The organism is Janibacter sp. HTCC2649, assembly GCF_000152705.1.
Lineage (GTDB): Bacteria > Actinomycetota > Actinomycetes > Actinomycetales > Dermatophilaceae > Knoellia.
Genome location: NZ_CH672413.1, coordinates 3,330,879 through 3,354,552, shown reverse-complemented (window position 1 = coordinate 3,354,552; position 23,674 = coordinate 3,330,879). Strand labels below are relative to the sequence as shown.

Sequence of the window (23,674 nt, the reverse complement as noted above, 5' to 3'; positions counted from 1 at the left end):
TGAAGCGTTTCGTACCGCTGCTGTCACGTCGGAGGTAGTCGATGGCCCTGCAGATCACGACCGCCCGGCCCGATCCCGCCCTGCTCGACCTGCCCTGGTCGACGCCGCTCGAGGACTGGCCGGAGCACCACCTCGCCGCTCTCCCCCGAGGCATCTCCCGCCACGTCGTCCGCTTCGTCAAGCTCTCGGGACGAGTGCTGGCCGTCAAGGAGATCAAGGAGGACATCGCGCGCCGTGAGTACGCGATGCTCCGCAACCTGCGTCGTCTCGACCAGCCGTCGGTGGAGCCGTTCGGGATCGTGAGTGGCCGGATCGACGCCAACGGGAACCCGCTCGACGCGTGCCTCCTCACTCGACACCTCAAGTTCTCGCTCCCGTATCGCGCGCTGTTCTCGCAGGGGCTGCGCCCCGGCACCGAGACCCGACTCATCGACGCCCTGGCAGTCCTCCTGGTGCGTCTCCACCTCACGGGTTTCTGGTGGGGCGACGTGTCCCTGTCCAACACGCTCTTCCGACGTGACGCGGGGAGCTTCGCCGCGTGGCTCGTCGACGCCGAGACCGGTGAGCTCCAGTCCTCACTCAGCGACGGACAGCGTGCCCACGACCTCGACATTGCCCGCGTCAACATCGCGGGCGAGCTCATGGACCTGCAGGCCGGCGAGCTGCTCGATGACGCTGTCGACCCCGTGGAGATCTCCAACAAGATCGTCACCCGCTACGAGGAGCTGTGGCGCGAGCTCACCGCCACCGAGGAGTTCGACACCGGTGAGCGGTGGCGCGTCGAGGAACGCATCCGTCGCCTCAACGCACTGGGCTTCGACGTCGACGAGCTGGCGATCACCACCGACATCGGCGGCACCAGCATCAGCATCCAGCCCAAGGTGGTCGACGCCGGTCACCACTCGCGTCGCCTGTTGAGACTCACGGGTCTCGACGTGGGCGAAGGTCAGGCCCGGCGCCTCCTCAACGACCTCGACAGCTATCAAGCCGCAACCGACCGGCAGAACGACGACGAAGAGCTCGTCGCCCACGACTGGTTGACCAAGATCTACGAACCCATCACCCGTCGGGTGCCCCGCGAGCTGTCCGGCAAGCTCGAGCCGGCCGAGCTGTTCCACGAGGTGCTCGAACACCGCTGGTACATGGCCGAACGCGAGCAGCAGGACGTCACGATCGAGCGCGCCATCGAGGACTACGTTGCCTCGATCCTCCCGTCCAAGCCCGACGAAGTCTCCGTCGTGGGTGTCGACACGGTCGAGATGCCCGTCATCGCCCAGCCGCCCAGTCGCCCCTAGAATCAGGGCGCCAACACACACTCCCCAGGGGGACCACAGCATGTCCGAACCGAACGACCCGACCCAGCCGCCTCCGCCGCCGGTCCCGCCGTCGCAGCCGTCGCAGCCGTTGCAGCAGCAGGCGCCGCAGGCGAACGCGTATGCCGCTGCCGCACCCGCGCCCTACCAGGCGGCACCCCAGGTGAATCCCTACGGTGGGGCCCAGGCCTTCCCGGGTTCCAAGGCCTACGTCGAGCAGCAGTTTGGTCCGATCGCCGGGTTCGGCAGCCGCGCCGGAGCACTGATCATCGATGTGCTGCTCTCCCTGATCGGGCTCATCCCCACGTTCACCGGTATCGGCCTCCTCATCGCGGGCTTTCCGGAGACCACGGTCGACGAGTACGGATACAGCCAGACCGTCGACGGCACGAGCAACGGCGGCCTCTTGGCCGGCGGTGGCGTGCTGATCTTCCTCGGATTCGCCATCTCCATCGCGATCCAGATCTGGAACCGGATCTTCAAGATGGGCCGCACCGGCCAGAGCGTCGGCAAGAAGGCGATGGGCATCACGCTCATCAACGAGCAGACGGGCCAGCCGATCGGAGCGCTCCAGTCCTTCCTTCGGGAGCTGCTCAGCGGCGTCATCAACCAGGTCTTCTACATCAGCTACCTCTGGATGCTGTGGGACGACAACAAGCAGACCCTGCACGACAAGGTCGTCCACTCGACCGTGATCCAGGTCCCCAAGTCCTGACCCCCACCACCCGAGTTTCAGGCGGGTGAGAGCCACGTCCAACCGGGGATGTTCCGGGCAATCCAGAACGCCATGATGAGCCAGAACAGGCCGTAGAGGAGCCAGGCGGGTGCTGCGGTCATGCGCTGTTCACCACGCCACTGGCGCCGGGTCCACCGGGCGAACCCGAGGATCATCACGACGAAGGCCGCCACGGTGAGCGGGTTGCGCTGGAGTGCCTCGACCAGATGGCCCTCACTGAGGGCGTGGGTCGCTCGCAGGGTCCCGCAGCCCGGGCAGAACGTTCCGGTGAGGGCCAGCCAGGGGCACGTCGGATAGTTCCCGGCCTGGTTGGGGTCGACGAGGTGCGCGACGAGGACAAAGCCCGTCGCGCCGGTGGCGGCCACCGCTGGCCACCACAGGCGACGCCCCCGCCCGACCGACGGATCGGCGAGCGGAGGCGTCGTGAACTGCGTCAAGGACGTCGTGATCACATACCTGTTGACGTGCTGTTCGCGCCAACCACACCAACCGCAATGAGGATGATGTAGATGATCGTCGCGACGATGCCGAGCGCAAGGGCGATGATCGCGAACTTCTTCGCCTTCGCAGCAGCCTCGATGGCCCCGGCCTGGTCGCCGCCGTTCCACTTGCCGTTCACCTGAGCGGCAAAGACGACGGCGGGAATGCCGATCGGCCAGCAGCACAGGAGGCTGATGATCGCCAGGATCAAGTTGTTGCTGGGCGGCGGGCCAGCGGGAACTCCGCCGTAGCCACCGGCCGGGGGCGGCGGGGCGCCGTACCCGCCGCCGTCGTAGCCACCACCGCTGGGCGGCGGCGGCGTCGAGCCACCGTCGCCGGGAGGCGGCGGGGGCGGCGGCGTGTTTCCGTAGTCAGACATCTATGTCCCTCTCACTGTGTTCCATCAGGGTTGAGCCCCCTGGTCGGGATACCGACTGGCGCAATCGTGGCACAAGTCACCGCCACACGACTGGCGGACGCACGGAAGAAACTCGACCGAGCCGGCTCCCGATCAGCCCTCTGATCAGCGACGACGCCGGCGACGGGAAACCTCGTAGAGGGTGACACCCGTGGCGATGCCGGCGTTGAGCGACTCGACCGCCGACGACATCGGCACCGAGACGATCTGGTCGCAGGTCTCACGCACGAGGCGGGAGAGGCCCTTGCCCTCGGAACCCACGACGATGACGATCGGCTCATTGGCAAGCTCGAGATCGGGCAGCTCGACGTCACCCTCCATGTCGAGGCCGATGACGAAGAAGCCAGCCTTGCGGTAGTCCTCGAGGGTCCGGGTGAGGTTGGTGCACTGCGCCACCGGAATGCGAGCCGCAGCACCGGCCGAGGTCTTCCACGCCGAGGCGGTCATGCCGACGGAACGTCGAGCCGGCACGACGACACCGTGACCACCGAAGGCCGCCACTGAACGCACGATGGCTCCGAGGTTGCGGGGGTCCGTGATGCCGTCGAGCGCGACGATGAGCGGAATGCCCGGCAGCTCGGGGTCGATGAGGTCGTTCGGGTGCGCGTACTCGTAGGGCGGCACCTGGAGCGCCAGCCCTTGGTGCACGGCACCATCGGTGATGCGGTCGAGCTCGCCGCGAGGCGTCTCGAGGATCGGCAGGCTGCGCTCGGTCGCGATCTTGAGGGCCTCGCGCACGCGGTCGTCGCTGTCGATGCGCCCGGCGATGTACATCGTCGTGACGGGCACGTCGTTGCGCAGGGCCTCGAGCACGGAGTTGCGTCCGGCCACGACCTCGCTCGACGCCTTGGCCTTGCGGCCACCGGTCGGGCGTCCACCGGAGCGTCGCTCGCTGGCCTTCGCGGCCGAGTGGGCCTTGTGATAGGTCCGGTCCTCTGCGCGCGGGGTCGCTCCCTTGGGCTCAAGTCCTCGGCGTCGCTGACCGCCGGAACCGACGGTGGGGGCCTTCTTTCCGCCCTTGCGGACGGCTCCTCGTCGCTGGCTGTTGCCTGCCACGGCTATTCTCCTCGTCCACGGGTCAACGACCAGCGAGCGCCGGTCGGAGTGTCTTCGATCGTGATGCCGGCACTGATCAGCTGGTCGCGGATCGCATCGGATGTTGCGTAGTCGCGCGCCGAGCGCGCGCTGGTCCTGGCGGCCAGGCGCTCACTCACGAGCGCATCGAGCGCCGACTGGGCGTCGCTGGACGAGTTGTCCGCGCCGGCCCACGCCGGGTCCAGCGGGTTGACCCCGAGGATGTCGGTCATGGCAATGACGAGCGCGGCGAGCTCACGCGCCGTGTCGTTCTCGCCGTCGTCGAGGGCGGTGTTGCCCTGCGTCACGGTGTCGTGGATGGCCGCGAGCGCGCCGGACACCCCGAGGTCGTCGTCCATGGCCTCGACGAACTCGACGGGCAGCTTCTCGTCGCCGGTCGGCGTCACGGCGCTGTCGGGGCCGAGCGCGCGACGCAGGAATCCCTCGATGCGGTCCACGGCGGCCTCCGCCTCGGCGAGTGACCCCTCATGGAACTCGATCATCGACCGGTAGTGCGCTGCGGTCAGGTAGTAGCGCACGGCAAGAGGCCGGGCCTTCTTGGTGACCTCGTGGATGAGCAGGCTGTTGCCGAGCGACTTGCTCATCTTCTCGCCGCTGATCGTCACCCACGCGTTGTGCATCCACAGGGACGCGAAGGGCAGTCCTGCCGCGCGCGACTGGGCCTGCTCGTTCTCGTGGTGGGGGAAGCGCAGGTCGACCCCACCCCCGTGGATGTCGAAGGCGTCACCGAGGTACTTGCGCGCCATGGCCGAGCACTCGAGGTGCCAGCCGGGACGCCCTCTGCCCCAGGGCGTCGGCCAGCTCGCGGTCTCGGGCTCGCCGTCCTTGCGCCCCTTCCAGAGGGCGAAGTCGCGGGGGTCGCGCTTGCCGCGCGGGTCGGCGTCCTCCGCGGCGGCCATGTCGTCGATCTTCTGGTTCGTCACTTCTCCGTATGCCGGCCACGAACGGACGTCGAAGTAGACGTCACCCGAGCCGTCTTCCGCGGCATACGCATGGCCGTTGGCGATGAGCACCTCGATGAGCTCGACCATCTCGGTGATGTGACCCATGGCGCGCGGCTCGTAGGTCGGCGGAAGGACACCGAGCAGGGTCAGCGCCTCCGAGGTCGCGACCTCGTTGCGGTAGGACAGGGCGAACCAGTCCTCGCCGGACTCGGCGGACTTGCGCAGGATCTTGTCGTCGAGGTCGGTGACGTTGCGCACGAGCGCCACGTCGAGCCCGTGACCGCGCACGAGCCAGCGGCGGAGCACGTCGAAGGCGACGGCGAAGCGGACGTGGCCGATGTGCGGAGGGGCTTGGGTGGTGAGTCCACAGATGTAGATCCCGACCCGGCCAGGCTGCAGCGGGACGAAGTCGCGCACTGCGCGCGACTGGGAGTCAAACAATCTGAGAGTCACCCGCACAAGGGTACCGGCGCAGAGCGCGGCTCCCCGCCACCCGGCATACCCCTCGTTCGGTCAGTGACCGCGGGCGATCCACTCGTCGAGATGGGGTGCCTCGGCGCCGATCGTCGTCGCATCTCCGTGGCCGGTGAGGACGACCGTTCCGGACGGAAGGGTGAGGAGACGGGTCCGGATCGACTCGATGATCTGGTCGAAGTTGCTGAACGACCGTCCCGTGGCACCCGGCCCGCCCTGGAAGAGCGTGTCGCCGGTGAAGACGACGTGCATCGCCGACGCGTGGAACGAGCAGCCGCCGGGCGAGTGACCCGGCGTGTGGAGGACCCGGAGGGTGACGTCGCCGACGTGGAACTCCTGCCCGTCGGCCAGGATCGCGTCGGGGGCGCCGTCCTGGCTGAGGGCCCAGACCACACGGCCTTCAGGGTGTAGGTGGACGAGCGCCCCGGTCGCCGCCCGGAGCTCGTCGGCGACGTTGACGTGGTCGTTGTGGCCGTGGGTCAGCAAGATGGCGCGGACAGTGCGGCCACCGACGGCAGCGAGGATCGCCTCGGCGTCGTGGGCGGCGTCGATGATGATGCACTCGCGCTCGTCACCGATGACCCAGACGTTGTTGTCGACCTCCCAGGAGCCGCCGTCGAGCTCGAACGTGCCCGACGTGATGGCGCGGTCGACGCGGACGCCGCCGTGGGACGGCGCGATGGGGGGCAGCCAGGGAGTAGCCGGAGTGTCGGCCGTCATCGCAGCACCACGACCGAGCGCAGGACTTCGCCGCGTTCCATCTTCTCGAACGCCGATTCGACGTCGCCGAGCGCGATGCGCTCCGACACGAATGCATCGAGGTCGAAGCGACCTTGGCGATAGAGGTCGACGAGCATCGGGAAGTCGCGGCTGGGGAGGCAGTCGCCGTACCAGCTGGACTTGAGGGCTCCCCCGCGACCGAAGATCTCGATCATCGGCAGTGTCACCTCCTTGTCGGGCGTCGGCACTCCGACGAGCACGACCGTTCCGGCGAGGTCGCGCGCATAGAACGCCTGCTCATAGGTCTCGGGGCGCCCCACGGCCTCGACGACGACGTCGGCTCCGTGGCCACCGGTGAGCTCGCGGATGCGCTCGACGACGTCCTCGGTCTTCCCGTTGACGGTGTGGGTGGCGCCGAACTTCTTCGCGCCCTCGAGCTTGCGGTCATCGACGTCCACGGCGATGACGGTGGTCGCGCCGGCGACGGAAGCCCCGGCGATGGCGGCGTTGCCCACGCCGCCGCAACCGATGACGGCCACTGAGTCACCGCGACCGACACCACCGGTGTTGACCGCGGCACCGAAGCCAGCCATGACGCCACACCCGAGCAGTCCCACGGCGGCCGCGTCAGCATCCGCGTCGACCTTGGTGCACTGGCCGGCGGCGACGAGCGTCTTCTCGATGAACGCACCGATGCCGAGCGCCGGGCTGAGCTCGGTGCCGTCGGTCAGGGTCATCTTCTGCTTGGCGTTGTGGGTGTTGAAGCAGTACCAGGGCTTGCCCTTGGCGCACGCGCGGCACTGGCCGCAGACGGCTCGCCAGTTGAGGATGACGAAGTCACCGGGAGCGACCTCGGTGACTCCCTCGCCGACCGCCTCGACCACTCCTGCAGCCTCGTGGCCGAGCAGGAACGGGAACTCGTCGTTGATCCCGCCCTCGCGGTAGTGCAGGTCGGTGTGGCACACGCCGCAGGACTGCACCTGGACGACGGCCTCTCCCGGCCCGGGGTCGGGCACGACGATGTCGACGAGCTCGACGTCGGCGCCCTTCGCGCGGGCGATGACACCCTTGACGGTTTGCGGCATGTTCCCCTCCATTGGTCTTCCCTGACTCTAGGCGGTCGCCCACGTCGCGCAACCGGAGCACCTTGCCTGCCCCGACTTATTGCGCAATCCGTCGTCCCCCGCTGCGCTCCTCCCGGCGGATTGCGCAATAAGTCGGGTTGGGTCAGTCGGTGGAGACGATGAGAGCCGTCGCAATGGCGGCAACTCCCTCGCCACGGCCGGCGAGTCCGAGGCCGTCAGTGGTCGTGCCACTCACGGACACCGGCGCGCCGCACGCGTCAGAGAGGGCCTTCTCGGCCTCCGCCCGCCGGGTGCCGACCTTGGGTCGGTTGCCGATGACCTGCACGGCGACGTTGCCGATCTCGAAGCCGGCCTCGCGGACGAGTCGCGCGGCCTCTTCGAGCAGGGTGACGCCCGAGGCCCCGGCGAGCTCGGGGCGGCCCGTGCCGAAGTGCTGACCGAGGTCTCCGATGCCTGCAGCCGAGAACAACGCGTCGCACGCTGCGTGGGCTGCGACGTCGGCGTCGGAGTGGCCGTCGAGACCACGCTCCCCCGGCCAGAGCAGACCGGCGACCCAGAGCTCACGCTCTGAACCCTCGGGAGCCAACGCATGCACGTCGACGCCGACACCGGTGCGCGGCAGCGCCGCTCGGGTCATGACCCGTCCCGCCAGTCGATGGAGCCGCGGTGCAGGAGGTGCGGGGCTGCCTGGGCCACCGGCTTGACGACGAGGGTGTCGATGTTGACGTGCTGGGGCAGGCCGACGGCAAAGGCGACGCAGGCCGCGACGTCGTCGGCGATGAGGGGGCGGTCGACGCCTTCATAGACCTTGTTGGCCGCGGCCTGGTCGCCGTGGAGGCGGGTCAGTGAGAACTCTTCGGTCTGCACCATGCCGGGACGGATCTCGATGACGCGCACGTGCGAGCCGTTGAGCTCGAGCCGGAGGGTCTCCGAGACGACGGACTGGCCATGCTTGGCCGCCGTGTAGCCGCCTCCGCCGGGATAGACGCGTTCCCCCGCGATGGAGCTGACGTTGACGATGGTGCCGCGGGCCGAGTCACGCAGCAGGGGCAGTGCCGCCTGGGTCATGCGGACGGTGCCCAGCACGTTGGTCTCGTACATCGCCTGCCACTCATCGAGGTCAGCCTTCTCCACCGAGCTCAGACCGAGGGCGCCACCGGCGTTGTTGACGAGCAGGTCGAGCCGCTCGACGGAGGAGATGACCGAGTCGACGCTGTGCTCGTCGGTGACATCGAGGCGCACTGCAGTGACAGCGTCACCGAGCAGGGTGGCCACCGACTCGAGCCGGTCGGGTCGACGTCCGGCCACGATCACGTCATACCCGTCCTTGACGAGGCGACGGGTGATGGCAGCACCGATGCCGGTGCCGCCTCCGGTGACAAGGGCGACGGGTCTCTGGCTCACGAGCCGAGGATACGGCCGGCCCGCTCGAGGTCGGACTGAGTGGTCACCTTGAAGGCGAGGTCATCGCCGTCGATCACCGTCACGGGGACCCCAAGGCCTTCGACGAGGGCCGCGTCGTCGGTGGCCTCGAGCCCGGAGGCGTGGGCCCGGGCGAGCAGCGCGCGGCGGAAGGCCTGGGGGGTCTGGATGGCCCGCAGGCTGGAACGGTTCGGGGTCGCGACCACCTGGCCCTGCTCGTCGACCTGCTTGATCGTGTCGGTGACCGGCAGCCCCGGCACGACCGCGTCGTGACCGGCACGCACGGCCACCACGAGTCGGTCGAAGAGCTCAGCCGGCGCCAGGCACCGGGCTGCGTCGTGGACGAGCACGATGCCGATGTCCTCGTGCAGGGCAGCGAGCCCGGCGGAGACGGAGTGGGTCCGCTCGGCGCCACCCGCAACCACGCTGACGTCAGTGGCACGTGGGTGGGCAGACACGAGCGCGCCCGCCTCCCGGAGATGGGAAGCGGGCGCGACGATGACGATCTGAGAGGTGTCGGCAGCTTCGAACGCGCGAGTGACCGCGTGCTCGATCAGCGTGACGCCCGCGACGCGGACGAATGCCTTGGGCTGCGTTGCCCCAAGCCTCGTGCCCTGTCCAGCAGCAACGAGGATGATGCCGACCCTGATGTCAGCAGCCGATCAGGACGCGAGGACCTCGTCGAGGATGGTCTCTGCCTTTTCCTCGTCGGTCTTCTCGGCCAGAGCCAGCTCGGACACGAGGATCTGGCGTGCCTTGGAGAGCATGCGCTTCTCGCCGGCGGACAGACCGCGGTCCTTGTCGCGGCGCCAGAGGTCACGAACGACCTCTGCGACCTTGATGACGTCGCCGGAAGCGAGCTTCTCGAGGTTGGCCTTGAAGCGGCGCGACCAGTTGGTCGGCTCCTCGGCAAATGGGGCCCGAAGCACTTCGAAGACCTTCTCGAGGCCGGCCTTGTCGACGACGTCACGCACGCCGACCAGGTCACAGTTCTCGGCGGGAACCTCGATGACGAGGTCTCCTTGGGCCACCTTGAGCTTCAGGTACAGCCTCTCAACGCCCTTGATGGTGCGCTTGTTGATCTCTTCGATGCGCGCAGCCCCGTGGTGGGGGTACACGACCGTTTCGCCGACCTTGAAAACCATATGCAACTTGCCCCTTTCGCGACCCCCAGTTTAACACGCCGAGAGCGACACGCGGAATCGACGATGACGGCATACCCGCAGGTCAGAACGGTGAAAACCGTTGGCAGGCACCGAAACTGGGTCTTGACACATTGCCATTACCGTGCCTGTGCGGAGCGGAAGGTGCGACCGGGCGCCGGTTGTCACCACCACTGTGCGCACGGTGGTGGGCGGCGCTCGCTACGCTGTCCCCCGTGACGACCGCACCAGTGACCACTCCCCGCCATCGCCTGCGCGCTGCCCTTGCGGCCGCTGCCCTCGGCACCACTCTCCTCGGTGGCTGCGCCGTGTTCTCGCCGGTGCAGACCGACGTGCCCTATCAGGCATCGGACGGTGTCGACGCGACGTTCGGTGACCTCGACGTGCGCGGTGTGCTCGTCATCTCCGACGCCAAGGACGCCCCCGGCAACATCGTGGGCCAGCTCGTCAACTCGAGCGACGAGGACATCGCCGTCGCGTTCGGGACCGATGGCGCGGCCGGCCCCCAGCTCATGGTCGGCCGACACTCCTCGGTCACCCTCGGCGAGGGCGAATCAGCCACCCTCCCCAAGGTGACCGTCTCGCCCGGCGATGTCCTCCAGCTCCAGGTCATCACTGAAGCCACGGGCCAGAACGTCGTGACCGTCCCGGTGCTGCCCTCGAACGGCTACTACTCCGGAGACAAGCCGAGCCCGTCGTCCAGCGCCACCCCTTGATCCCAGAACGGCCCCGTATGCCGTGAGCCCACCGAGCGCGATCGCGCGCCGGTGGGCTCTTGGCTTGCCCGCGACAGCGACTTCGTGCCCGAGACGGACACAAGGGCGCGCTTCGCGCGGAACGACGTGTCCGTCTCGGGCACGAAGTCGGATCGAATGCGTCAGGCTTCGAACTTGTAGCCGAGTCCGCGCACGGTGACGATGTGCTTGGGCGCTGCCGGGTCGGGCTCGACCTTGGCGCGCAGCCGCTTCACGTGGACGTCGAGGGTCTTGGTGTCACCGACGTAGTCGCTGCCCCACACCCGGTCGATGAGCTGCATGCGGGTGAGGACGCGGCCGGTGTTGCGCAGCAGCATCTCGAGCAGCTCGAACTCCTTGAGCGGCAGCTGGGTCGCGGCACCGCCCACGGTGACGACGTGGCGCTCGACGTCCATCCGCACCGGGCCCGCCTCAAGGGTGGTCGGGAGCAGCTCTTCGGGCTCGCTGAGTCGACGCAGGACAGCCTTGATGCGGGCGAGGAGCTCGCGCGACGAATAGGGCTTGGTCACGTAGTCGTCGGCGCCGAGTTCGAGCCCGACGACCTTGTCGATCTCGCTGTCCTTGGCGGTCAGCATGATGACCGGAACGTTGGAGCGCTGCCGGAGCGCACGGCATACGTCCACGCCTGAAAGGCCCGGAAGCATGAGGTCGAGGAGCACGAGGTCCGCGCCGCCGCTGTCGAACTCGGTGAGGGCGTCGTTGCCGTTCTCGGCGACGCTCACTTCGTAGCCCTCCTTGCGCAGGAGGTAGGACAGGGGATCGGAGAAGGACACTTCGTCCTCGACGACGAGAATGCGGGTCATCCTGGGGTTTCTCCTTGTGCTCTGCCGACCGTGTGCCGATCGGAGTCTGCCGCAGCCCGGTCGGACGCAGCAGGAAGTCTCATGGTGAAGGTGGAGCCGTGGCCCTCTTCACTCCACACCGACACGTCGCCGCCGTGGGTCGCGCAGACGTGCTTGACGATGGCGAGGCCGAGGCCGGTGCCGCCGGTTGCTCGCGAGCGCGCGGCGTCGACGCGATAGAAGCGTTCGAAGATGCGGCTCTGCTCGGTGGCCGGGATGCCCTGCCCCTGGTCGGAGACGGTGATCTCGATGGTGTCGCCCACCCGGCGGGCAGCCACGGCGACCCGGGTGCCCTGCTCGGAGTAGTTGACGGCGTTGGAGACGAGGTTGGCGACGGCGGTCGCGAGGAGCTCGGTGTCACCGAAGACGGAGGCGCGCTCGTCGGCCACCGCCTCGAGCGTGATCTGCCGGGCCTCGGCTGCGACGCGCACTCGGTCGACCGCCTCCGCGACGACCTGCGGGATCTGCACGAGTTCGGGCTCGTGGAGGGTGTCGGCGACCTGGAGCCGGGAGAGGTCGACGATCTCCTTGACGAGGCGGGTCAGGCGCGTGGACTCGACCTGGATGCGCGCCGCGAAGCGTGACACCGCTTCGGGATCGTCGCGGGCATCGAGGACGGCCTCGGCGAGCAGGGCGATGCCACCGACCGGGGTCTTGAGCTCGTGCGACACGTTGGCGACGAAGTCACGGCGCACCTCCTCGACCCGGCGGGCGTGGGTGTGGTCCTCGGCCAGGATGAGGATGTGGGGTGCGCCGAGCGGGGCGACTCGTGCCGTCATCAGCGTGTTGGTCGTCGTGCCGAAGCCGCGCGAGAGCTCGAGCTCCACCTCGCGGATCTCACCGTCACGTCGCACTTGTCGAGCGAGCTGGCGCAGCTCGGTGTGGACGAGCTCGCCGTGACGCACGAGTCCGTAGCTCACGGCAGATGCGGAGTTGTTGACGACGGCGTCCGAGGAGTCCAGGACGATGGCGATCGACTTGAGGACGGCGAGCACATCGCTCACGCCGGAAGGCAAAGGCGGCGGCGCGCTGGGCGGGATCGTCGTCAGTTTGCGTTCGCTGAGCCGACTGGCAGCGACGGCCACGGCACCGATGACGAGTCCCAGGCCGCCACCCACGATTCCTGCGAGCGTCGCATCCACCAGATCAGCGTAGACGGACGGGGAATGAACCCAGACCCACTCGCGGGTGGCCAGTGGGGGGCAGCAGGCAGATGTTCACCTTGGCGCTGGCGGGAATTCATCACCCCGTGTCACGCTGCCGACGAAGACGGGCGCCCTAGTCCGCGTGCCCGCCGGGCCGGAGGGCGCCAGCCACCTGTGTCGAGAGGGTATTCATGCGCAAGGCATTCCACGAGGAGCTGGACCGAGTCACGCAGGGGCTGGTCGAGATGACCCGGCTCGCGAGCTCGGCCATGTCCCGGGCGACGACTGCTCTGCTCGATGCAGACGTGCAGCTCGCCGAGTCGGTCATTGGTGCCGACGCCGAGATCGACGCGCTGCGCGAAGAGCTCGACCTGTTGTCGTTCGACCTCCTGGCCCTGCAGCAGCCGGTTGCCACCGACCTGCGCATGGTCGTCACGTCGATGCGCATGAGCGCCGACATCGAGCGCATGGGTGACCTCGCCCGCCACGTCGCCAAGGTCGCGCGGCTGCGCTACCCGAACTCTGCCGTCCCTGCCGAGCTCCGCTCGATCATCCTCGAGATGGGCCAGGTCGCCGAGCGCATCGTGACCAAGGCCGGCTCCGTCATCGCGGCCCGCGACGTCGAGGCCGCCAAGCAGATCGAACGCGACGACGACGCCATGGACGACCTGCACCGTCGCCTGTTCGAGGCCCTCGCCTCGGACTCCTGGAACCAGCCGGCCGAAGTGACCGTCGACCTCACGCTCGTCGGGCGCTACTACGAGCGCTTCGCCGACCACGCCGTCTCGGTCGCCCGTCGCGTCATCTTCCTCGTCACCGGCGAACACAGCGCCGAGAGCGAAGCGAGCCATGAGGACGCCGAGGACGACGAGGTCCGACCGGAGCCCACACCCTCCTGACGCGTTCCTCCCGCACAGCGAAAGACCACAGATCCCGTATGCCGGCCGCCCGGCATACGGGATCTGTCGCCTTCCAGCCCGGCCGCCAACCGGCGGACCATCAGCCGACGTCAGCCGTCGCGGCGCTGAGCACGAATCCGTGCCACTGTCGGGCGAGCTGATGGTCCGCTGGCAGGCACGCATGACGGAAAGTCTCGGTCGGCACTCAACCTTGGCTTCGCGGCTCGCGTTCTCTTGGGGTGACAGGGGTGCGATCGACGTGAGGATGGGGACGTGGACCGAGACGACGAGGCGGCATTCGCCGAGTTCGTGATGCGCGAGTGGTCACGACTCGTGCGGGTCGGCTTCCTTCTCACCGGCGACGTGGGGCGTGCCGAGGACCTCGTGCAGCAGGCGTTGGTCAAGGTCCACCGGCACTGGCCGCGCGTGCATCGCGACGGTTCGCCCTATGCCTACACGCGGGCGGCCGTCGCCAACGAGTCGACGTCGTGGTGGCGCCGGAAGCGGGTCGCAGAGAACCTCGGCGAACTACCCGCGAGCGCCGACCGCTCCACCACGGACGCGTATGCGGGTGTCGACAACCGCGACGAGCTCGTTCGCGTGCTGCACGGACTGCCTCCGCGGATGCGCGCCGTGATCGTCCTGCGGTTCTACGACGACCTGTCCGAGGCCGAGACGGCTCACGCGCTCGGGATCTCGGTGGGTTCGGTGAAGAGCCAGACCTCACGCGGCCTCGACCGCATGCGCGACGCGATCACCGACGCCTCCGAACCCGGACACCTCACCCCCACCACTTCGACGAATGGAGCGTGACATGAGCATCGAGACCCAGCTGCGCGACGCACTGACCTCTCACGCCGGCTCGATCGAGTCGGTGGAGGCTCACCCCTACGAGCGGGTGGCTGGCGCTGTCGCCAAGAACCGCACGCGTCGGCGCACCGTCGGCGCTGCTGCGGTGGCCGTGGTGGCGGCCATCGCCATCGGCGTCCCGACAGTTTCGAGTCGCCTCGCCGACGGCCGGACGACTCCGGCGGGCAACTCGGCCAACCTGCCCCCTGCGACCGACAAGGCGTGGAAATCCGTCACGACCTGGCCCACCCGAGGCTCCCTGGCGGGCGACACCGCACTCGTGGCGGCCATCGGCAAACAGTTCGACGGCCGGCCCATCTTTGTCGAGGACCTTGGCTCAACCCGCGTGGCTGTGGTCGTGAGTCGTTCCGACCTCGTCGTGGGGACCGGCCCAGCGGGAGCCGCAGCAGCGGACATGCGCAGGTCGAGCTCCGGCCCGATCTCGGACGTCACCGATGGCGTTCTGAGCATGGTCGGAACGAATGATCTCATCGTCCTGACCACACCGGATCGGACGTTCTACGAGATGTCCAGGACCCCTGATATCGCTCTCGACGGGACGGTGAGCCGCTCGTGGCAGAAGGCGCCACTGATCGCCGGTTTCGGGCGCAACGACTGGACCGAACTCTCCCGCCTACGGTTGGGAGCCTTCGTCGGCCAGCCACGGCTCGGGTTCATGACAGGCGTGGAGACCACCGAGGGCGTGCCCTGTGAAGGCGGTACCTGCAACCGAGAGCCGGTGGCGGCGCAAGAGCGTGACACCAACGACCTCGTTGCGCGCATGCTCGGTCTGGACAGGAAGGCGGTCACCACGGAGACAGTCTTCAATGGCGCAGTCCCGCGAGACTTCCGAACACCTGGCTTGACCAGCGACAGCGGGGCATCCCATCTGCACGTCATGCACAGCCGTCTGCCGGGAGGACAGGTGTTGCGCTCGGCGCTACTTCGTGATGACAACGAGGTGATGCGGATCGAACTCGGACGCCCCATCGACGCCATCCGGGCCGAGTCAGTGCCGATCATCTCGTTCGGCTCGGGCAAATCAGCCGAGGCCCCTACGACGATTCATGTTGTCGTGCCCAGTGGAACTGCCGTTCGCGCAGTCTCGGACTCTCCCGCACTGTGGCCCTCGTCCGCTGTGGTCCCACTCACCAACCACGTCGCGACTTTCAAGGTTCCAGTCTCGCCCGGCGCCTTTGACCAGAACTATCGAATCGAAGTGCTGGACGGCGATCGGGTGCTCACTTCGGTCCGGACAACAGTGCCCACCCAAGACGTGTTCCAGTGAGGCCCTGACCCAGCGGCGGGCACCTGTCGGGGTGTCTGTGACGAGTCGGGGGTCCGTGGAGCCCCGACTCGTCACAGAAGCCCCGACTGGTGGGGCGCTACGAGTTAAGGCTGGTCAGCGGCCCTGGTTGGCGACTGCGGCGGCTGCTGTGGCTGCGGCCTCGGGGTCGAGGTACTCGCCGGGCTTGGTCGGCATGAAGTCGTCGCCGAGCTCGTAGACGAGCGGCTGACCGGTGGGGATGTTCAGCTCGGCAATCGCCTCGTCCGAGATGCCGTCGAGGTGCTTCACGAGGCCGCGCAGGCTGTTGCCGTGGGCCACGACCAGGACGGTCTCGCCGGCGGTGAGGTCGTCGCGGATCGCGCCCTCCCAGTAGGGCGTGAACCGCACGATGACGTCCTTGAGGCACTCGGTGCGCGGCACCTCGATGCCGGCGTAGCGCGGGTCGCTCGTCTGGTCGAACTCCGAGCCGACCTCGATGGCCGGCGGCGGGGTGTCGAACGAACGACGCCAGAGCATGAACTGCTCGTCGCCGTACTTGTCGCGCGTCGCCGCCTTGTCGAGCCCCTGCAGTGCGCCGTAGTGACGTTCGTTGAGACGCCAGTCGCGACGCACCGGGATCCAGTGGCGGTCGGCGGCGTCGAGGGCGAGGTCGGCCGTGGTGATCGCGCGACGCAGCACCGACGTGTGGACGACGGTCGGCAGCACACCGCGTTCCTTGAGCAGGCGGCCACCGTTGACGGCCTCCTCACGCCCCTGGTCGTTGAGGTCGACATCGACCCATCCGGTGAAGAGGTTCTTCGCGTTCCACTCGGAGTGGCCGTGACGCAGCAGGATCAGGGTGTGTGCCATGGGCGGCAGCCTAGCGAGGCAACGGGCGAGCGCACCGGGAGCACCCGGCATACGGAATCGGTCGTTCAGGACTTGTCGAGAAGGTGACGGAACGCCTCGAGGTTGCGCAGCGACTCACCGCGCGACACCCGCCAGTCCCACTCCTTCTGCATCGAGGTGAGGAAGCCGATGACGAGGAGCTCGTTGAACGGTGCATCGGCAGCCTCGAGCACGACCCCGAACAGCTGGTCGAGCAGTTCCGCGTCCACACCTGCAGCTGGAACGTGGCCGGTGACGTAGACGTCGCCGCTGCCGTCGATGGCGTAGGCCAGACCGGGCAGGCGCAGGTTGCGGCGCAGGAGGCTGCGATAGAACGCCTCGTGGTTCTCGTCGGGGTTGCGGATGACGAACGCCGACACCGAGAGGTCCGAGCCGGCGACAAGGGACACGACAGTCTTGAGCTTCTTCTCACCGGGCAGGGTGACGACGAACTCGCCGTCGCGCGCCCCCGCCTCCCACTCGATCTCGGTCGCGTCGAGGAAGTCCTTGATCGTCGCCTTGAGATCGGTGGTCACGGGATCACCGCCGTGGGTATGCCGGCCAGCGCGTCCGAGTCGTTGATCGAGGCTCTGCGTGGGGTCGCCAGCGCGGCTTCGTAGACGGCCGCCAACCGCTCGGCGGTCACCTCCCACGCGAACGCGCGGGCGCGCTCCACGGCGCGGGCGGAGAGCTCGGCCTGGCGTTCGGGGTTGTCGATGACCGACTCGATGGCGTCGACCCACTTGTGGACGTCGTGCCCGTCGACGAGGAGCCCGGCGTCGCCGACGGCCGTGGGCAGGCCGCCCACGTTGGTCGCGACGACGACGGCACCAGAGGCCTGGGCCTCGACGGCGACGAGGCCGAATGACTCGTTGTGCGAGGGGACGGCGACGATGTCGGCCGCGCGCATCCACGTCGCGAGGCTGTCGCGGTCGGTGGGTTCGACGAAGCGCACGAGGTCGGCGATGCCCTCGTCCCGCGCGAGCTGGTCGAGAGCCATGGGGGTGCGCACTGCTCCCCCGCTGGGGCCGCCGAGGATGCCGACGACGAGGCGATCACGCAGGCCGGGGTCGCGACGGGTCAGCATGGCCGCGGCGCGGATGAGGATGTCGGGTGCCTTGAGCGGCTGGATGCGCCCGACGAAGAGCAGGAGGACTGCGTCCTCGGGGACATCGACGGTGCGGCGGGCCTCGGAGCGATCACCCGGGTGGAAGACGTCGAGGTCCACGCCGGGCGGGACGACGTCGACACGGTCGGGGTCTGCGTCATAGAGCTCGATCAGCTCGCGGGCCTCGTCCTGGGTGTTGGCGACGAGCCGGTCAGCGGCCTCGACGACCTGGGCCTCACCGATCTCGCGACCGCGCGGCTCCTCGGCGTCACCCTCGGCGCGGTGGAGGTTCTTGACCCGGGCCATCGTGTGCATCGTGTGGACGAGGGGGACGTCCCACCGATCGGCGGCGAGCCAGCCCACCTGGCCGGAGAGCCAGTAGTGCGAGTGGACGAGGTCATAGTGCCCCTCTGGCGCGTGCGCTGCGACCCGCATCATCCCGGCGGCGAAGGCGCACAGCTGACCGGGCAGATCCTCCTTGTTGAGGCCCTCGTAAGGGCCGGCAGCGACGTGGCGCACCACGACACCGGGTTCGACCTCAACAACGGGCGCGTCGGACGCCGTGGTCTGACGGGTGAAGATGTCGACATCGATTCCCCTGCGCGCCAACCGTTTTGCCGTCTCGATGACATAGACGTTCATGCCGCCCGCGTCCCCCGTGCCGGGCTGGGCAAGCGGCGACGTGTGCACTGACACCATCGCCACGCGGCGTCGGGCTCGTGGCTCGTCGGTCGTCATCGAGTCAGTCTGACACGCACGGCTCAACCCGCGTCGGGCACACCGCTGAGGGTGAGGGTCGCCCGCTCGGACCACACATGGATGTCGAGCCGGCCGTCGGGCCGCAGGTCGAGCCCGCGGGTCCTGATGGCCGGGCCGATGCCGACGACGGCCTTGCGGGCCGTGGTGAAGGCTTGCTGCTCCCCCGACTTCGCGACCACCCACCAGCCACGAAGGCGCAGGTTGTGCGTGGGCAGGGCCGGATCGATACCGGTCGTCCCTGGCAGGGCATCGAGGTGGATGATCACCGCGTCGGCGCCCTGGATGTCCGCGGTCACGTGCACTCCCGCCGTGGTGAGCAGGAAGACGAGACGGAGCGGCATCGTGCGTCGCTGTCCGTCGACGTCGTCATAGACCTCACCGGTGTATGCCGCGCGGCCGGGTTCGATGTCCACCTCGTCGATGCGCACGTGGTCGAGGGTGGCTTCGACGTTCTCGATGGGGTGGTCCTCACGCTCCCCGAGGTGGCCGAGGACGGCGCTCACCGGTGATCCGCGAGTGATGGTGTCGACCAGCGTGCCGGAAGCTGCCGAGACGCGGAAGCCGGACTGGTAGGCCGCGACCGTGTAGCCCCGCCCGAGCGTGGCAATCCCCCGCGCGCTCTCGTTGACGGTGAGCAACCCCGGGTCGACCGGGACGAGACCGATGTCCGTGCGCAGCACACCGGGCAGCCAGGTGGCGAGACCCAGGGCAAGAGCGGCTGCCACGGAGACGACGAGCGCCACCATGCTCCGACTCACGTCGCGGCCGCGGCCGCGCACTCCCCACTGGCGCACGGTTGCAGCCTAGGCGGCCCGGCTGTGAGGGGGCTCCGCTGCTCGTACGCTGGGCCCGTGGCGAGGACGAAACCGGTTGGGGTGATCACCCGTGGCACGACCAACCCCAACCGCCTTCGTCGCTGCGATCGCTGGCTCGCCGGGCCCGCGGCAGGGCGGCTGCGCCGCGCAACCGGCTCACCGCCGATCGTCGTGGACCTGGGCTATGGCGCCTCACCGGTCACCGCCGTCGAGCTGCACGACCGACTCACGCGCGTGCGCTCCGACGTCGAGGTCGTGGGGATCGAGATCGACCCGGCCCGCGTCGCGGCCGGGCAGCTGCTCGCCCGTCCGGGGCTGAGCTTTCGCCGCGGTGGGTTCGAGGTGCCGCTCGACGGTCGCGATGCCACCGTGGTGCGCGCCTTCAACGTGCTGCGCCAGTACGCCGAGGACGAGGTGGCGGGGGCCTGGGAGTCCGTGTGTGGCCGACTCACTGCCGATGGCCTGCTCGTCGACGGCACGTGCGACGAACTCGGGCGGCTCGCGACGTGGGTCGCCGTCGAGCCCTCTGGACCGGTCAGCCTGACCCTGTCCTGGCACCTCCGTGGGCTCGACCAGCCCTCGGCCATCGCCGAACGCCTCCCCAAGGCACTCATCCACCGCAACGTCCCCGGCGAGGCTGTCCACGACTACCTGACCGACCTCGATCGGCACTGGGCACGCAGCGCGAGCCACGCGGCATACGGCGTGCGACAACGGTTCCTGGCCACAGCGCAAGCGATGCGTGACAGCGGTTGGCCGCTCCTCGACGGACCGTCGAGGTGGCGCCTCGGCGAGCTCACGGTCGCCTGGGACGCCGTGGCGCCTGCCGGACCCGGCTCAGACCCGGTGAGTCACCAAGGCCCGTAGGGGCCCTGGCGCGAACCGCTGCCCTTGCCCTGCACCGACTCGACCGCGGGGCGCACGTCGGCGAGGTAGACCCCGGCCGCGGCCACAGCGATCATCCCCAGGAAGAGCACTGCCCCGCCCAGAGCGACAAAGCCGAGCAGGACCGCAACCCCGGTCACCGCGAGCCAGAAGTTCTTGGTGCGCTTGCCGGCCGCGGCGAAGGCGTCGGCGCGGGTCCGGAGGGCGTGCACGAAGGCGAACACCTCCACGGCGAGGGCGGCGATGGTGAGCGCGAGCATGACGTAGGCCTGCGCGTTACCGAGTGCGAACATGGGACCAGCCTACGGCGCGGAGGAGTCCACGACGATCGTCACCGGGCCATCCGCGATGCTCTCGATCTCCATGTGTGCGCCGAAGCGGCCCGTGGCCACCTCGAGTCCGCGGGCTTGCAGCGCCAAAACCACCTGTGCCACAACGGGTTCGGCGACATCGCCGGGGGCCGCAGCGTTCCACGACGGGCGGCGGCCCTTGCGAGTGTCTGCAAGGAGGGTGAACTGGCTGACGACGAGCACCGGCGCACCCGCGTCGGTCACCGACTGCTCGCCCTCGAGCAACCGCAGGTCGGCCACCTTGCGGGCGATGAACTCGACCTCGGCCGGGCCGTCGTCGTGCCCGACCCCGACGAGGACAAAGAGCCCCGGCGCGGTGATCTCACCCACCGTCTCGCCATCGACGACGACAGCCGCCCGACGGACCCGCTGGATGACTGCGCGCACTCAGATGCCCACGGCGACGACGGATCCCACGGGCTCACCGTGCCCCAGGATCGGCGCGTCCTCGAGCGCCTCGAGCGCGTCGGTCTCGACACCGAGGCGACGCAGCACGGCAGCGAGGATGACCGTCCGGGCCCGCTGACCCCCGTCAGCCACCTTGATGGCGATGCCGCGACCGTCAGCCAGCCCCACGGCATACACGGCTTCTGCACCGTCCTTGGCAATCGCGCCGGGAGTGCGCTGGATGAAGGTCGTGACGTCACGCCGGGTGCCGCCGAGGTACTCGGGGTGACTGCGGATCGCATCGGCAACGCGTGCCTCGTCGGTGCCGGCCGGGGCGCTGGCCACGCGGCCGAAGGCGCGAGCCAGACCAGCGAGCGAGACGGCCATCACCGGTGCACCGCAGCCGTCGATCGCGGTCGCCGCGATCGGCTCCCCCGCGAGCTCCGCCAGGGTCGCGTCGCAGGCGCGCTGCAGCGGGTGGTCAAGATCAAGGTATGCCGTGTGGTCCCATCCCGCGGCGACGCAGGTCGCGAGCATGCCGGAGTGCTTGCCCGAGCAGTTCTGGGCGAGCGACTCCTTGTCGTGGCCGGCGCGGATCCAGTCCACCTGGGCCTGCGGGTCGATCGGGAAGTCCGGGGTGTTCTGAAGATCGGCCACGGTGAGGCCCGCGCCGGCGAGGATCTCGCGCACGGCGTCCAGGTGGAAGGGCTCACCCGAGTGGCTGGCGCTCACGAGGGCCAGGTGGTGGGGGGCCACGTCGAGGCCGCTGCGCACCATGGCGAGGGCCTGGATCGGCTTGTTCGAGGACCGCGGGAAGACCGGGTCCGTGGCGTTGCCGAGCTCCAGCTCCACCGAGCCGTCGGCCGCGGTGACGGCGACGCTCGCTCGGTGGACGGATTCGACAAAGCCGCCCCGGATCGCTTGCGCGAGAACCGGGGCGGCGTCGAGGACTGCAGGGGTGCGGGAGGTCTGGGGGGTGCTCACGCGTCCCAGACTAGGTCCGCGGGAACTGTGATCAGTCGCCGACCTTGTCAGCGGCCTTGGCGGTCGCCTTCGTGGTGGAGGCGGCGGCCTTCTTGGCGCTCGTGGTCGTGGCCTTGGCCGAGGTGGTGGTGCGCTTGGCGCCGTTGGCGGCCGTGGTGGTGGTGCGCTTGGCGGCGGTGCGGGTGCGCTTCGCGGCAGCCTTGACCTCGGTCGCGGCGACCTCGGTGCTGTCCTCAACGGCGTCGGCGACGGTCTCGGCGACCTTGACGGCCTCCTTGCGACCCGTGGTGAACGTGGCGAGGGCCGAGCTGCGGACGTCGAGGACGGCCTTGCGGGCGGTCGTGACGGCGCCCTTGCCGAGGCTGACGGTGGTCTCGGCCTGGGCGACGAGGTCCTTGGTGGCCTTCTGGTTCTTGATGCGGGTGATGAGCTTCTCGCCACGAACCGCGAGGTCCTCGTAGCCCTTGGTGACCTCATCGGCCTTGGCCACACCGGTGTTGAGGGCCTTGGTGGGGAGAGCCTTGATGTCGCCGAAGACGGTCTCGGCGCGCTTCTGGACTGCGGTCGGGGCCAGGTCGGCCTGGAGCTCGGTGCGAGCCTTCTCGGCGCGCAGACGGGCCTCACGAACGCGCTCGACGGCGAGGTCGGTGACGCCGACGACGGCGAACAGGGGGGTGGCGGGGCTCTTGGTGGCGGTCTTCGTGGGCATGTTCACTCCTGGTGAATGGTGGTGAGGTTGGGTGTCGTGCAAAGGAAGGGGTGCGTCAGGGTTCAGCGCTTGGGGTCCGCGCCGATGAAGGACTCATAGACGTCGAGGAGGGTCTCTCGTTGACGGTCGGTGAGATTCGGGTCGGCGGCGATGGCGTCCCGGACGGTGGTGCTGGTGGTCTCGGCCACGGGCTGCTCATCGAGGAGCCCGGCCTTGACATAGAGCGTCTCGGCCGACACCTCCAGCCCCTTGGCCAGCTGCTGCAGGATCTCGGCGCTCGGGCGCTTGAGGCCGCGCTCGAGCTGGGAGAGATAGGGGTTCGAGATCCCGGCGAGATCGGAGAGCTGACGCAGCGACAGACGGTGCGACAGACGCTGCTCGCGCAGGTAATCGCCCAATCCAGCGAGGTCGTTCAGCGGGTTCCGGCTCATGGATCCATTGTGCTTGCTGTAGTTAGCAAAACGCAAACCGGGGCAAGCGTGATGGTGAACACACACCCTCACCTTCGTGCCCCGGACGGACAGGAGGAGCGCAGCGACGAGTGTCCGTCCAGGGCACGAAGTGGGATTGGGGACTGAGACGGAGTATGCCGCGTGCTTGGGTTTGACATAACCTTGCCTTATGTCTGTGCGCGAGCTCCTCACCTTCCCCAACCCGGTCAACGAGAAGGCGGCCAGGTCGGTCGCCGGAGGCGTCGTCGTGCTGTCCCTGTTGACCCTGGTCACTCAGTGGTGGTGGCTGGCCGCCTTGCTGGCCCTCGGGTTCGCGCTGCGCGTTGCCGGCGGGCCGCGCTACAGCCCGCTCGGGCGCCTCGCCGTCCACGTCATCGCGCCCCGCTTCGGAGAGGCGCGCCTCGTGCCCGGCCCGCCGAAGCGCTTCGCGCAGACCGTCGGCCTCCTCTTCAGCGGCGGCGCGGCCATCGCCCTGGCCGCCGGGGCCACGACCCTCGCCACGGTGCTGCTGGCGGTCCTCGTCGTGTTTGCGCTGCTCGAGTCAGCCCTCGGGTTCTGCGCCGGTTGCTGGGTGTTCGGCCACCTCATGCGGCTTGGCGTCATCCCCGAGGAGACGTGCGTGGCCTGCAACGACATCCGCCTGCGCCAGCCCCAGGCCACCAACCAACCCGCCTGACCCCACCCCGACTTCGTGCCCCGTACGGACATGCGAGCCCCGGCGCGCGTGTCC

General features: G+C 68.9%; 29 protein-coding genes. 8 read left to right on the top strand and 21 right to left on the bottom strand.

Annotated features, from left to right (window positions below; genetic code table 11):
• Positions 1 to 41 precede the first annotated feature (41 nt).
• Both JNB_RS16085 and JNB_RS20645 read left to right on the top strand, forming a co-directional pair.
• Positions 42 to 1,295 (top strand): DUF4032 domain-containing protein, encoded by a 1,254-nt coding sequence (locus JNB_RS16085; RefSeq protein ID WP_009777574.1) that lies wholly within the window; start codon positions 42 to 44, stop codon positions 1,293 to 1,295.
• Between the two features lie 40 nt (positions 1,296 to 1,335).
• On the top strand, positions 1,336 to 2,028 hold the full coding sequence (locus JNB_RS20645; RefSeq protein WP_009777573.1) for an RDD family protein: 693 nt from the start codon (positions 1,336 to 1,338) through the stop codon (positions 2,026 to 2,028).
• A gap of 17 nt (positions 2,029 to 2,045) precedes the next feature.
• On the opposite strand, the gene JNB_RS16075 is transcribed toward JNB_RS20645, so the two are convergent.
• The 10 genes from JNB_RS16075 to JNB_RS16030 all read right to left on the bottom strand — a co-directional run bounded on the left by JNB_RS16075 (position 2,046) and on the right by JNB_RS16030 (position 9,832).
• Positions 2,046 to 2,486 carry a DUF2752 domain-containing protein gene (locus JNB_RS16075; protein WP_148232476.1) on the bottom strand — a complete coding sequence of 147 codons (441 nt, stop codon included), beginning with the start codon at positions 2,484 to 2,486 and terminating at the stop codon, positions 2,046 to 2,048.
• Positions 2,487 to 2,497: 11 nt separating this feature from the next.
• A complete protein-coding gene (locus tag JNB_RS16070; protein WP_009777571.1) occupies positions 2,498 to 2,908 on the bottom strand; it encodes a CD225/dispanin family protein in 411 nt (136 codons plus the stop codon).
• A 144-nt stretch (positions 2,909 to 3,052) separates the two neighbouring features.
• Positions 3,053 to 4,003, bottom strand: a complete 951-nt coding sequence (gene rlmB / locus JNB_RS16065) for a 23S rRNA (guanosine(2251)-2'-O)-methyltransferase RlmB (RefSeq protein WP_009777570.1) — start codon at positions 4,001 to 4,003, stop codon at positions 3,053 to 3,055.
• 2 nt (positions 4,004 to 4,005) lie between these two features.
• Complete coding sequence (gene cysS / locus JNB_RS16060; protein WP_040883911.1) at positions 4,006 to 5,439, bottom strand: cysteine--tRNA ligase; 1,434 nt, start codon at positions 5,437 to 5,439, stop codon at positions 4,006 to 4,008.
• Between the two features lie 60 nt (positions 5,440 to 5,499).
• Positions 5,500 to 6,180: an MBL fold metallo-hydrolase gene (locus tag JNB_RS16055; RefSeq protein ID WP_009777568.1), complete on the bottom strand. Its 681-nt coding sequence runs from the start codon at positions 6,178 to 6,180 to the stop codon at positions 5,500 to 5,502.
• Positions 6,177 to 7,265, bottom strand: coding sequence for an S-(hydroxymethyl)mycothiol dehydrogenase (locus JNB_RS16050; protein ID WP_040883909.1), 1,089 nt, complete (start codon positions 7,263 to 7,265; stop codon positions 6,177 to 6,179). Before JNB_RS16050 ends, JNB_RS16055 begins: the two co-directional genes overlap by 4 nt.
• 142 nt (positions 7,266 to 7,407) lie before the next feature.
• Entirely contained in the window at positions 7,408 to 7,902 is a 495-nt protein-coding gene (gene ispF, locus JNB_RS16045) for a 2-C-methyl-D-erythritol 2,4-cyclodiphosphate synthase (protein WP_009777566.1), read from the bottom strand.
• Positions 7,899 to 8,669, bottom strand: coding sequence for an SDR family oxidoreductase (locus JNB_RS16040; RefSeq protein WP_009777565.1), 771 nt, complete (start codon positions 8,667 to 8,669; stop codon positions 7,899 to 7,901). The genes ispF and JNB_RS16040 overlap by 4 nt, the downstream gene beginning before the upstream one ends.
• On the bottom strand, positions 8,666 to 9,322 hold the full coding sequence (gene ispD / locus JNB_RS16035) for a 2-C-methyl-D-erythritol 4-phosphate cytidylyltransferase (RefSeq protein ID WP_083784510.1): 657 nt from the start codon (positions 9,320 to 9,322) through the stop codon (positions 8,666 to 8,668). Before ispD ends, JNB_RS16040 begins: the two co-directional genes overlap by 4 nt.
• 27 nt (positions 9,323 to 9,349) lie before the next feature.
• Positions 9,350 to 9,832: a CarD family transcriptional regulator gene (locus JNB_RS16030; protein ID WP_009777563.1), complete on the bottom strand. Its 483-nt coding sequence runs from the start codon at positions 9,830 to 9,832 to the stop codon at positions 9,350 to 9,352.
• A 233-nt stretch (positions 9,833 to 10,065) separates the two neighbouring features.
• Here JNB_RS16030 and JNB_RS16025 point away from each other — a divergent pair, with 233 nt between their 5' ends.
• Complete coding sequence (locus tag JNB_RS16025; RefSeq protein ID WP_148232475.1) at positions 10,066 to 10,566, top strand: hypothetical protein; 501 nt, start codon at positions 10,066 to 10,068, stop codon at positions 10,564 to 10,566.
• A gap of 161 nt (positions 10,567 to 10,727) precedes the next feature.
• Here JNB_RS16025 and JNB_RS16020 read toward each other — a convergent pair whose 3' ends face one another.
• Both JNB_RS16020 and JNB_RS16015 read right to left on the bottom strand, forming a co-directional pair.
• Complete coding sequence (locus tag JNB_RS16020) at positions 10,728 to 11,408, bottom strand: response regulator transcription factor (RefSeq protein WP_009777561.1); 681 nt, start codon at positions 11,406 to 11,408, stop codon at positions 10,728 to 10,730.
• Entirely contained in the window at positions 11,405 to 12,589 is a 1,185-nt protein-coding gene (locus tag JNB_RS16015) for a cell wall metabolism sensor histidine kinase WalK (RefSeq protein WP_009777560.1), read from the bottom strand. The genes JNB_RS16020 and JNB_RS16015 overlap by 4 nt, the downstream gene beginning before the upstream one ends.
• Before the next feature lie 194 nt (positions 12,590 to 12,783).
• On the opposite strand from JNB_RS16015, the gene phoU reads away from it, so the two are divergent.
• The 3 genes from phoU to JNB_RS16000 all read left to right on the top strand — a co-directional run bounded on the left by phoU (position 12,784) and on the right by JNB_RS16000 (position 15,628).
• Positions 12,784 to 13,491 (top strand): phosphate signaling complex protein PhoU, encoded by a 708-nt coding sequence (gene phoU, locus JNB_RS16010; RefSeq protein ID WP_009777559.1) that lies wholly within the window; start codon positions 12,784 to 12,786, stop codon positions 13,489 to 13,491.
• A gap of 273 nt (positions 13,492 to 13,764) precedes the next feature.
• Positions 13,765 to 14,304 (top strand): SigE family RNA polymerase sigma factor, encoded by a 540-nt coding sequence (locus JNB_RS16005; protein ID WP_009777558.1) that lies wholly within the window; start codon positions 13,765 to 13,767, stop codon positions 14,302 to 14,304.
• A gap of 1 nt (position 14,305) precedes the next feature.
• Positions 14,306 to 15,628, top strand: a complete 1,323-nt coding sequence (locus JNB_RS16000) for a hypothetical protein (RefSeq protein WP_040883905.1) — start codon at positions 14,306 to 14,308, stop codon at positions 15,626 to 15,628.
• A 114-nt stretch (positions 15,629 to 15,742) separates the two neighbouring features.
• On the opposite strand, the gene JNB_RS15995 is transcribed toward JNB_RS16000, so the two are convergent.
• The 4 genes from JNB_RS15995 to JNB_RS15980 form a co-directional block, all read right to left on the bottom strand.
• Entirely contained in the window at positions 15,743 to 16,477 is a 735-nt protein-coding gene (locus JNB_RS15995) for a phosphoglyceromutase (RefSeq protein WP_009777556.1), read from the bottom strand.
• Between the two features lie 65 nt (positions 16,478 to 16,542).
• The gene (locus JNB_RS15990; RefSeq protein ID WP_009777555.1) at positions 16,543 to 17,031 is read right to left on the bottom strand and encodes a YbjN domain-containing protein; all 489 of its coding nucleotides are present in this window, start codon (positions 17,029 to 17,031) and stop codon (positions 16,543 to 16,545) included.
• Positions 17,028 to 18,341, bottom strand: coding sequence for a D-inositol-3-phosphate glycosyltransferase (gene mshA, locus JNB_RS15985; RefSeq protein WP_009777554.1), 1,314 nt, complete (start codon positions 18,339 to 18,341; stop codon positions 17,028 to 17,030). Before mshA ends, JNB_RS15990 begins: the two co-directional genes overlap by 4 nt.
• 23 nt (positions 18,342 to 18,364) lie before the next feature.
• The gene (locus tag JNB_RS15980) at positions 18,365 to 19,156 is read right to left on the bottom strand and encodes a hypothetical protein (protein ID WP_148232474.1); all 792 of its coding nucleotides are present in this window, start codon (positions 19,154 to 19,156) and stop codon (positions 18,365 to 18,367) included.
• A gap of 57 nt (positions 19,157 to 19,213) precedes the next feature.
• Here JNB_RS15980 and JNB_RS15975 point away from each other — a divergent pair, with 57 nt between their 5' ends.
• Positions 19,214 to 20,044, top strand: a complete 831-nt coding sequence (locus JNB_RS15975) for a hypothetical protein (RefSeq protein WP_050766638.1) — start codon at positions 19,214 to 19,216, stop codon at positions 20,042 to 20,044.
• On the opposite strand, the gene JNB_RS15970 is transcribed toward JNB_RS15975, so the two are convergent.
• The 5 genes from JNB_RS15970 to JNB_RS15950 form a co-directional block, all read right to left on the bottom strand.
• Positions 20,029 to 20,355 carry a DUF2516 family protein gene (locus tag JNB_RS15970; protein ID WP_009777551.1) on the bottom strand — a complete coding sequence of 109 codons (327 nt, stop codon included), beginning with the start codon at positions 20,353 to 20,355 and terminating at the stop codon, positions 20,029 to 20,031. The genes JNB_RS15975 and JNB_RS15970 overlap by 16 nt on opposite strands.
• A gap of 9 nt (positions 20,356 to 20,364) precedes the next feature.
• Positions 20,365 to 20,799 (bottom strand): D-aminoacyl-tRNA deacylase, encoded by a 435-nt coding sequence (dtd, locus tag JNB_RS15965; protein ID WP_009777550.1) that lies wholly within the window; start codon positions 20,797 to 20,799, stop codon positions 20,365 to 20,367.
• On the bottom strand, positions 20,800 to 21,783 hold the full coding sequence (locus tag JNB_RS15960; RefSeq protein ID WP_009777549.1) for an asparaginase: 984 nt from the start codon (positions 21,781 to 21,783) through the stop codon (positions 20,800 to 20,802). It abuts the gene before it with no gap.
• Between the two features lie 31 nt (positions 21,784 to 21,814).
• Positions 21,815 to 22,492, bottom strand: coding sequence for a hypothetical protein (locus JNB_RS15955; protein WP_148232473.1), 678 nt, complete (start codon positions 22,490 to 22,492; stop codon positions 21,815 to 21,817).
• Positions 22,493 to 22,554: 62 nt separating this feature from the next.
• Positions 22,555 to 22,923, bottom strand: coding sequence for a helix-turn-helix domain-containing protein (locus tag JNB_RS15950; protein ID WP_009777547.1), 369 nt, complete (start codon positions 22,921 to 22,923; stop codon positions 22,555 to 22,557).
• Between the two features lie 190 nt (positions 22,924 to 23,113).
• On the opposite strand from JNB_RS15950, the gene JNB_RS15945 reads away from it, so the two are divergent.
• Complete coding sequence (locus JNB_RS15945) at positions 23,114 to 23,620, top strand: DUF4395 domain-containing protein (RefSeq protein WP_009777546.1); 507 nt, start codon at positions 23,114 to 23,116, stop codon at positions 23,618 to 23,620.
• Positions 23,621 to 23,674: the final 54 nt, after the last annotated feature.